The following is an 8,088-nucleotide window of genomic DNA, read 5'->3' as shown; positions in this document are numbered from 1 at the left end:
CAATGCGCCAGAGGCCATCCAAACTTGCGAGGGAAATTCCATGAGACCTTCCGGCCGTGCGCCCGATGAAATGCGCCCCATCACCATTGAAACCGGCTTCACCAAACACGCTGAAGGCTCCGTCCTGATCGGCTTTGGCGATACCAAGGTGCTCGTCACCGCCTCCATCGAAGAGCGCGTGCCGCCGTTCCTGCGCGGCAAGGGCGAAGGCTGGGTCACCGCAGAATACTCGATGCTTCCCCGCGCCACGCACACGCGCGGCAGCCGTGAAGCGGCCAAGGGCAAGCAATCGGGCCGCACGCAGGAAATCCAGCGCCTGATCGGCCGCTCCTTGCGCTCGGTCACCGACATGAAGAAGCTGGGCGAACGCCAGATCACCTTGGATTGCGACGTGATCCAGGCCGACGGCGGCACCCGTACCGCCTCGATCTCGGGCGCATGGGTCGCCCTGCGGCTTGCCGTGCAGGGCTTGCTGGCCAGCGGCGCGATCAAGGAAGACCCGCTGACCGAAAAGGTCGCAGCCATCTCGTGCGGCATCGTCAACGGCCAGCCCGTGCTGGACCTGGATTACATCGAGGATTCATCGGCTGACGCGGACGCCAACTTCGTGCTGATCGAAGGCGGCAAGATCGCCGAAGCACAGGCCACCGCCGAAGGCGCGACATACGACGAAGAAGGCCTCCTGCGCCTCCTGCGCCTCGCCCGCATCGGCTGCAACGAAATCTTCGCCGCACAGGAAAAGGCCGTGCGCGGCTAAGATTGAGGAACTGCTTTTGAAGGAAAGCGCCCCCGCGAAGGCGGGGGCCTCCCTCAACCAAGCGAGACGTAAGGAAGCCAAATGCCCCGCCTCAGCACCGGCAAACTCGTGATCGCCACGCACAACGCCGGAAAGCTCAAGGAAATCCAGGCCCTGCTCGCCCCCTACGGCATCGAATGCCTGTCAGCGGGCGAACTCGGCCTGCCTGAGCCTGCCGAAACGGGCACGACTTTCATCGAAAACGCGCTGATCAAGGCCCAAGCCGCCGCCCAAGCCGCGCAAATCCCGGCCTTGGCCGACGATTCCGGCCTCTGTGTCGATGCTCTCGGCGGCGCACCCGGCGTCTACACCGCCGATTGGGCAGAAGCCGACATCTTCGAAGGCGGCCCCCGCCGCGACTGGTACATGGCAATGGGCAAAGTCGAAGGCAAACTCGCCGAACTCGGCCCCGATACCCCACGCGGCTGCCACTTCGCCTGCGTCCTCGCGATAGCATGGCCCAATGGCGAAAACGCGGTCTACGAAGGTCGCGCCCCCGGCACCCTGACGTGGCCTCCACGCGGCAAGATGGGCTTCGGCTACGATCCGGTGTTTGTGCCCATGGGCGATACGCGCACCTTCGCGGAACTCGACCCGGCAGAAAAACACGCGATCAGCCACCGCGCCGACGCCTTCGCCAAGCTGGTGGCGGACCAGTTCGCATAAACCCCAAACCAGCGCTCCCCCGCGAAGGCGGGGGCCTCAGGCCTTTGACGGAACCTCAGTGTAAACCTCCTGAGACCCCCGCCTTCGCGGGGGAGCAGAACAATGCTAAGGGGCGCACGATGCAACCCCTCGCCCTTTACATCCACTGGCCGTTCTGCCTCGCAAAATGCCCATATTGCGATTTCAACAGCCATGTGCGCGAGCGAACGGACATCGCGGCATGGACCGCCGCCCTGCTCGCCGACATGCGCCACGAAGCGCGATTGACGCCCGGCCGCCCCCTCACCTCGATCTTCTTCGGCGGCGGCACCCCCTCGCTAATGCCGCCCGCGCTGGTTGAGGCACTACTGCGTGAGGCGGAAACCCTGTGGGGCTTTGCGCCGGGCATCGAGATCACTTTGGAGGCCAATCCCAGCTCCGTCGAAGCCGCCAATTTCACCGCGCTGGCCTCTGCCGGGATCAACCGCGTCTCGCTCGGGCTGCAGGCGCTTGACGACAACACATTGAAATTCCTTGGCCGCCTCCATGACGTCAGCGAAAGCCTTGCGGCGCTGGAGCTTGCGCAGAAAACTTACACGCGTGTCAGCTTCGACCTGATCTACGCCCGCCCCGAACAGTCGCCGGACCAGTGGGAAGCTGAACTGAAGCGCGCTTTGGGTTTCGGAACCGGACACCTTTCGCTCTACCAACTGACCATCGAACCGGGCACCCGCTTCGCCACGCTCGTCCGCGAAGGCAAGCTGACTCCGCTCGACGACGATGCAGGCGCGGACCTCTTCGCGCTCACCCGCGAACTGACTGCCGCCGCCGGATTACCTGCCTACGAGACCAGCAATCACGCGCGCCCCGGCGAGGAAAGCCGCCACAATCTCATCTATTGGCGCTATCAGGATTACATCGGCATCGGCCCCGGCGCGCATGGGCGCAGGCTGGGCGCAGCGACGGTGCGGCACAAGAAGCCGGAGAACTTCCTGCGCGCAGTGACCGAGCAAGGGCATGGTATTTCGGAAGAGCGCTTGCTGCCGGTCAGTGAGCAGGCGACCGAGGCTTTGCTGATGGGTTTGCGGCTGACCGAGGGCATTTCCCCGCCTGCCCTTGCCGCGCGCTTCGGCCTTTCCGAAGATGCGATGATCGACCGCAAAGCTTGCGAACGGCTCGCAACAATGGGGTTTCTGGAGTGCACCAAAATGCACCTAACCGTCACCAAAAAGGGCGCACCGCTGCTTGAAGCGCTGCTGGGCGACATCGTTTCGCACCAATTGGTGAGCGCATGACGGCGGCGGACATTCTCGAAGCCTACAACGCCCACCTCGCGCAATCGCGTCGCCGCTCCCCCCACACCGTCCGCGCCTATGCCGCCACCGCCGCCCGGATGCTCCATGCACTCGACGGCGAGTTGGATTGGGCGACCGTGGCGCGGATCGACGCCGCCACCTTGCGCACCCACTTGGCCGAGCGGCGCGCCGATGGGTTGGGGAATGTTTCGGCGGCGCGGGAATTGTCGGCGCTGAAGACGTTCATTGCCTTTGCCAAGGAGCAGGCGGGCGATCTGGATGCCAGCCGCCCGCGCCTGCGCGGCCCGCGTGTGAAGAAAGGCCTGCCGCGCCCGATCACGCCGGATGAGGCTGTAAACCTTGCAGAAACCGTGGCGGATGATGCCAGCGTACCGTGGATCGCCGCGCGTGACCGGGCCGTGCTGCTGCTGCTCTATGGCGCCGGGATGCGCATTGCTGAGGCGCTGGCCCTGCCCGCTTCGGTCCTGCCTTTGGGCGAAAGCGTGGTGATCACCGGCAAGGGCGGACGGCAGCGCGTGGTGCCGCTGCTGCCGATCGTGCGCGAGGGTGTGGAAGACTATCTGCGCCAGTGCCCGTGGCCACTGGAAAAGTCCAAGCCCTTGTTTCGCGGCGCAAAAGGTGGCCCCTTGGCGCAAGGGATGGTCCAACGCGCCGTAGCCCGCGCGCGCATTGTGCTGGGCCTGCCCGCCACCGCCACCCCCCACGCGCTGCGACACTCCTTCGCCACGCACCTGCTGGGTGCGGGCGCGGATTTGCGGAGTTTACAGGAGCTTCTGGGCCACGCCAGCCTGTCATCGACACAGATTTATACTCAGGTCGATGCGGCCACGTTGCTAGACGTCTACCGTAACGCCCACCCGCGCGCCTGACCCTTTCGGCTATCGCAGGCCAATCACCAGGAAACTAACCAGAAAGTTGAGGAAGGCCGCCGCGAGCCACGTGAAAATGGTGGTGCGGACGGCGATGAACAGGCTCAGGCCCAACCGGACGCGAAACCAGATCACTTCAACGGTCAGATACCAGATGACGCTGAGCAGCGCCATGGCGGCACCGGCGAGCAACGGCACATCACCCGGCACCCGCATCAGGATCGACGCCAGCCCGAGCACGAGGGCTGATGGTCCGGCGATATAGCACTGCGCGAAGAAAGGCTCTCGCAAGGTCTGGCGATTGAGCGGGATGTGCTGAATGTGCAGCCGGGTAACTGCAAAAAGCAGCGGATAGATCGAGAACATCAAAGCCCGCAGGATCAACAGGTTCTGATCCGAGGTCAGGACAGCGCGCCCGAATTCCGTGGTCGGGATCGGCAATTGCTGGTGCATCGCCACTTCGATCAGATGTGACAGCAAGATGGTTAACAGCAGGAACAGTGGTGGGCTGAGCAGTTCAAGAAACTGCTGGTCGGGCGAATCGCGCAATTCCCGGTCGGAATAGCGCAACAGCGCAATCGGGTGCGCGAATGATCGCCAGAGTGTGCGGGGGTAGAACACCAGCCACGTCATCATTTCATAGAGGAGTTCCTCAAGCGACTGGATGATCTTGAAAAAATCCATGAGCGATCCCTGCACCGGTTGACGTTACTTGGCCACGAGTTCATCCTCTTGGCAAGGATGTTACTGTAAAGACAAGCATTGTTGGTTAACCTGCAAATGGAGGCTTGAATGCGCAAAGTTTCCCCATCGCCGATTGTGATTGCAGCCCTGCTGGCTTCAACGGCCCATGTGCAGACCGCTTCGGCGCAGGGCGTGCCGGAACTGGCCGACCTTGTGGGCGCGCGCGGAGCCGGAGGGGAAACGCAATTGCAGGCGCGCGGATACGAAGCGACCAACAGTTCTACAGTGGGCGACCAGCGCTACACATTCTGGTGGAACCAGCGGAAAGGCCAATGTGTTTCGGTGGCAACGATGGAGGGGCGCTATTCCGCGATCCAGCCGGTGCCTGCGGGCAATTGCGACAAGGTGGCTAGCACCGCCCCTGCATACGGTCATGGCCAGCCTCAACCAAGCGACCCCGGCTCGCTGGTGCTGGTCTGCTATGGCGCGGGAACGAAGCTGGCCACCACGCCGCCGACCTACAAATGGAATCCGTTTTCCCACAAGTGGGAATGGGGATCATCAGGCCTGACAACGCAGGGGTTCGGCTCTGACGTGCAGATCGAACTTTACGGCGATCATGGACGCATTCATCTGGGCAAAAGCCTGGTCCCGCCGATCCATTCGGGTGGCGACAACGGCTGGTGGGAAATCACCAACCTGCAATCCAGCCCGACCATGATCAGCGGCACTTATCGCCTGAACGGGATGAACAAGCCCACGTTCACCGTGGACCGCCGAACCGGCAGCATCGAAGTGAAAGGCATGACCAAGTTCAGCGGGCACTGCGATGTGGGCAACTGGAATCAGGGTCAGGCGCGTTTCTGACGCGCCGACTGGCTACTTCGCTATTGCAGGCCTTGGCAGGCGCAGGACAGACATAAGCCCGCCCAAGTCCTCGCTTTCCTTCAGCTCAACGCTGCCGCCGTAGATCTCCGCCACATCGCGCACGATGGCGAGGCCGAGGCCGGTGCCGGGTTTGCCGGTGTCCAGCCGTGCGCCGCGATCGAAGATGCGGGTGCGGGCTTCTTCGGGGATGCCCATGCCATCGTCTTCCACCCAGATCTCGCAGAATTTGGGGTCGGTAGGCGCAGCATCGATCGTGATGAAGACTGAGCCGCCGCCGTATTTCGCCGCGTTTTCAATCAGGTTGCCGAGGATTTCGTCCAGATCCTGCCGCTCTATCGAGACTTCGGCGGTGCGGCTGCCGTCCATGTCAAACCGCACGTTGGGGTAGAGCCGCACCACCGCGCGCTCCACCGCCTGCGCGCTTTCCCACACTTGTGCGCGTGATAGGCCTACCGCGCGGCGGCCCACGGCGCGGGCGCGGGCGAGGTGGTGATCGACCTGGCGGCGCATCACAGCGGCCTCGCGGATTACCGTATCGGCCAGATCATCGGCCTTGGCGGTGGCGGCGTTCATCACCACGGTGAGCGGGGTTTTCAGCGCGTGGGCAAGGTTGCCGGCATGGGTGCGCGCCTCTTCGGCCTGCCGTTCCGAATGTTCGAGCAGGGCGTTGAGTTCGGTGACCAGCGGCTGCACTTCCAGCGGCAGCGGATCGGTGACGCGGCTTGCCTCCCCTTCCCGCATTCGCGCAATGGCGCGGCGAACGCGGCGCAAGGGGCCGAGGCCGTAGTAGGTTTGCAGGGCTGCCATGCCGACCAGCCCTGCGCCCAGCGCCAGGAACGACCAGAGCAGGATCGAGCGGATGCGGCGGATCTGCGCGTCAATCTCGCCGCGACTGGCTCCGATCTGGAACTCCCACAGCGTATTGCTGCCGGGCAGGATAACCGAGCGCTTGATAAGGCGCAGACGCTCACCATCGAACTGGTCGCTGTCAACGATGAACGGCTCGATATGGTTCTGGTCGAGCGTGGTTTGCAACGTGCGGTCCCACAGCGATCGCGAGGGAAAATCCTCGTGCCCCTGCCCCGATATCTGCCAGTAGAGACCGCTGTTGGGTTCAAGGAAGCGCTGGTCGCCCAAAGGGCGGTTGAAATAGACTTCGCCGTCAGGATCAACCTCGGCCGAGGCGACCATGGCGGTGAGCATGTATTCCAGTTGCTCGTCAAAGTTGCGGGTAATCAGCCCGGTCAGCGTCTGGTCGAGCGCGAGGCCCCCGCCCAGCAGCAGCACGGTGATCCAGCCCGCCGCGATAAGCAGCATACGCCGCGCCAGCGAACCGGTGTGCGGCGCTGGCTGCGGTGCCTTATCCTGTTCGGGCCGTGGCGTGGGCAAGGATTACCCGCGCCAGTTATCCGCGACCCGGCCCAGCCGGATCGTCGAGGCTGTAGCCAAGGCCACGGATCGTGGTGATCACATCGGGGCCAAGCTTCTTGCGGATGCGTGTGACGAAGACTTCGATGGTGTTCGAATCGCGGTCAAAATCCTGATCGTAGATGTGTTCGATCAGTTCGGTGCGGCTGACGACTTTGCCCTTGTGGTGGAGCAGATAGGACAGGAGCTTGTATTCCTGCGCGGTCAGCTTCACCGGCTCGCCATTCAGCGTCACGCGGCCAGAACGGGTATCCAGCCGCACATCGCCTGCAGTCAGTTCGGACGAGGAATTGCCCGAAGCACGGCGGATCAGTGCGCGCAGGCGGGCGATCAGTTCTTCGGTCTGGAACGGCTTGGCAAGGTAATCATCGGCCCCGGCATCAAGCCCTGCGACCTTGTCCGACCATGAATCGCGCGCGGTGAGCACGAGGACGGGGAACTTGCGCCCCTCCTTGCGCCACATGCCCAGCACGGTCAGGCCGTCGATCTCGGGCAGGCCGAGATCGAGCACGACCGCGTCATATTCCTCGGTCGTGTTCTTGAGCTGCTTGCCGAGAGTGGGTTCGTCCTCGACGATCAGAATGCGCATCACTTGCCCCTTGCAGCGCGCCTGTGCGGCGCGGTCAGTTGGGTTGGTAGATGGGGCGGGAAACCTGAACGGTCAAGGAATAGGGGTGTTGGGGTTTGTTCAGGGTGGTACCGACCCATCTGCCCACAACGTCCAGCTATTGATGGTTATATGCACAGCTTCCGAACCGTTAGGTCTAACCAAAACGCGCAAACGGGAATATGTAATCCGCGCATAGCACTCAAAAAGAGGTAGAATGATTGTGCTGTTCGAGGAGTTGCTCCGACCCCAAGGCCAGACCTTTGAAGGCGAACCAGTTACGTCTGGTTTCCGCGAGCATTTTGCGCATCCGAATGGTAAACTCTATCAGGGTGATAGCATAGAATGGTTGGCATCGCTGCCTGATGCATCGGTCGATCTCATTTTTGCCGATCCGCCTTATAACATCAAGAAAGCTGACTGGGACAATTTTGAAAGCCAGGAGGCGTACATCGCTTGGTCGATGAGGTGGATTGAGCAAGCGTCGAGAGTGCTAAAACCCACAGGTAGCATGTACGTATGCGGATTTTCTGAAATTCTGGCAGACATAAAGCATCCTTCCATGAAGTATTTTGGATCATGCAAATGGATTGTATGGCATTACAAGAACAAAGCTAATCTTGGTTCTGACTGGGGACGCTCGCATGAGAGCTTGCTTCATCTGAGGAAATCCAAAAATCACAAGCTCAATGTCGACTCGGTCCGCATTCCGTACGGTGCCCACACACTGAAATACCCCTCCCATCCGCAAGCATTAACTAAGGCCTGTGGACATTTACCGCAGAGCAATTCTGAGCGCGGCAAGATTGATCATTGCTCGGTAGCTTTGATCGGTCTTTTCATAGCGGGTAGCGA

At 62.0% G+C, this 8,088-nt stretch carries 9 protein-coding genes; 6 read left to right on the top strand and 3 right to left on the bottom strand.

Annotated elements, in window-relative coordinates:
* Positions 1–40: 40 nt before the first annotated feature.
* The 4 genes from rph (at position 41) to B7X90_RS17320 (ending at position 3,626) form a co-directional block, all read left to right on the top strand.
* Positions 41–757: a ribonuclease PH gene (rph, locus tag B7X90_RS17335; RefSeq protein ID WP_292626618.1), complete on the top strand. Its 717-nt coding sequence runs from the start codon at positions 41–43 to the stop codon at positions 755–757.
* An 81-nt stretch (positions 758–838) separates the two neighbouring features.
* Complete coding sequence (gene rdgB, locus B7X90_RS17330; RefSeq protein WP_292626616.1) at positions 839–1,462, top strand: RdgB/HAM1 family non-canonical purine NTP pyrophosphatase; 624 nt, start codon at positions 839–841, stop codon at positions 1,460–1,462.
* Positions 1,463–1,581: 119 nt separating this feature from the next.
* Positions 1,582–2,736, top strand: coding sequence for a radical SAM family heme chaperone HemW (gene hemW / locus B7X90_RS17325; protein WP_292626614.1), 1,155 nt, complete (start codon positions 1,582–1,584; stop codon positions 2,734–2,736).
* Positions 2,733–3,626, top strand: a complete 894-nt coding sequence (locus B7X90_RS17320; RefSeq protein WP_292626610.1) for a tyrosine recombinase XerC — start codon at positions 2,733–2,735, stop codon at positions 3,624–3,626. Before hemW ends, B7X90_RS17320 begins: the two co-directional genes overlap by 4 nt.
* Before the next feature lie 9 nt (positions 3,627–3,635).
* Here the strand turns inward: B7X90_RS17320 and B7X90_RS17315 are convergent, their stop codons facing one another.
* Positions 3,636–4,310 (bottom strand): hypothetical protein, encoded by a 675-nt coding sequence (locus tag B7X90_RS17315; protein WP_292626608.1) that lies wholly within the window; start codon positions 4,308–4,310, stop codon positions 3,636–3,638.
* A gap of 108 nt (positions 4,311–4,418) precedes the next feature.
* On the opposite strand from B7X90_RS17315, the gene B7X90_RS17310 reads away from it, so the two are divergent.
* On the top strand, positions 4,419–5,177 hold the full coding sequence (locus B7X90_RS17310) for a hypothetical protein (RefSeq protein WP_292626606.1): 759 nt from the start codon (positions 4,419–4,421) through the stop codon (positions 5,175–5,177).
* Positions 5,178–5,189: 12 nt separating this feature from the next.
* Here B7X90_RS17310 and B7X90_RS17305 read toward each other — a convergent pair whose 3' ends face one another.
* Together B7X90_RS17305 and B7X90_RS17300 are read right to left on the bottom strand one after the other, a co-directional pair.
* The gene (locus tag B7X90_RS17305) at positions 5,190–6,515 is read right to left on the bottom strand and encodes a HAMP domain-containing sensor histidine kinase (RefSeq protein ID WP_292626620.1); all 1,326 of its coding nucleotides are present in this window, start codon (positions 6,513–6,515) and stop codon (positions 5,190–5,192) included.
* Between the two features lie 88 nt (positions 6,516–6,603).
* Positions 6,604–7,215 carry a response regulator transcription factor gene (locus B7X90_RS17300; RefSeq protein WP_292626603.1) on the bottom strand — a complete coding sequence of 204 codons (612 nt, stop codon included), beginning with the start codon at positions 7,213–7,215 and terminating at the stop codon, positions 6,604–6,606.
* Positions 7,216–7,450: 235 nt separating this feature from the next.
* Between B7X90_RS17300 and B7X90_RS17295 the strand changes: the two genes are divergently transcribed.
* On the top strand, positions 7,451–8,088 hold a 638-nt coding region (locus tag B7X90_RS17295; protein WP_292626601.1), incomplete at its 3' end, for a site-specific DNA-methyltransferase.

The organism is Novosphingobium sp. 17-62-19, from assembly GCF_002256775.1.
In the GTDB taxonomy this organism is placed as follows: Bacteria; Pseudomonadota; Alphaproteobacteria; order Sphingomonadales; family Sphingomonadaceae; genus Novosphingobium.
Note: the sequence above shows the minus strand (reverse complement) of the source record. Positions and strands in the feature narration are given on the sequence as shown.

What these genes read in the sequence shown, in the direction of transcription:
- B7X90_RS17305 (WP_292626620.1), bottom strand. Translation starts at nt 6,515, where the DNA reads ATGCTGCTTATCGCGGCGGGCTGGATCACCGTGCTGCTGCTGGGCGGG.
- B7X90_RS17315 (WP_292626608.1), bottom strand. Translation starts at nt 4,310, where the DNA reads ATGGATTTTTTCAAGATCATCCAGTCGCTTGAGGAACTCCTCTATGAA.
- B7X90_RS17320 (WP_292626610.1), top strand. Translation starts at nt 2,733, where the DNA reads ATGACGGCGGCGGACATTCTCGAAGCCTACAACGCCCACCTCGCGCAA.
- hemW (WP_292626614.1), top strand. Translation starts at nt 1,582, where the DNA reads ATGCAACCCCTCGCCCTTTACATCCACTGGCCGTTCTGCCTCGCAAAA.
- rph (WP_292626618.1), top strand. Translation starts at nt 41, where the DNA reads ATGAGACCTTCCGGCCGTGCGCCCGATGAAATGCGCCCCATCACCATT.
- B7X90_RS17310 (WP_292626606.1), top strand. Translation starts at nt 4,419, where the DNA reads ATGCGCAAAGTTTCCCCATCGCCGATTGTGATTGCAGCCCTGCTGGCT.
- rdgB (WP_292626616.1), top strand. Translation starts at nt 839, where the DNA reads ATGCCCCGCCTCAGCACCGGCAAACTCGTGATCGCCACGCACAACGCC.
- B7X90_RS17300 (WP_292626603.1), bottom strand. Translation starts at nt 7,215, where the DNA reads ATGCGCATTCTGATCGTCGAGGACGAACCCACTCTCGGCAAGCAGCTC.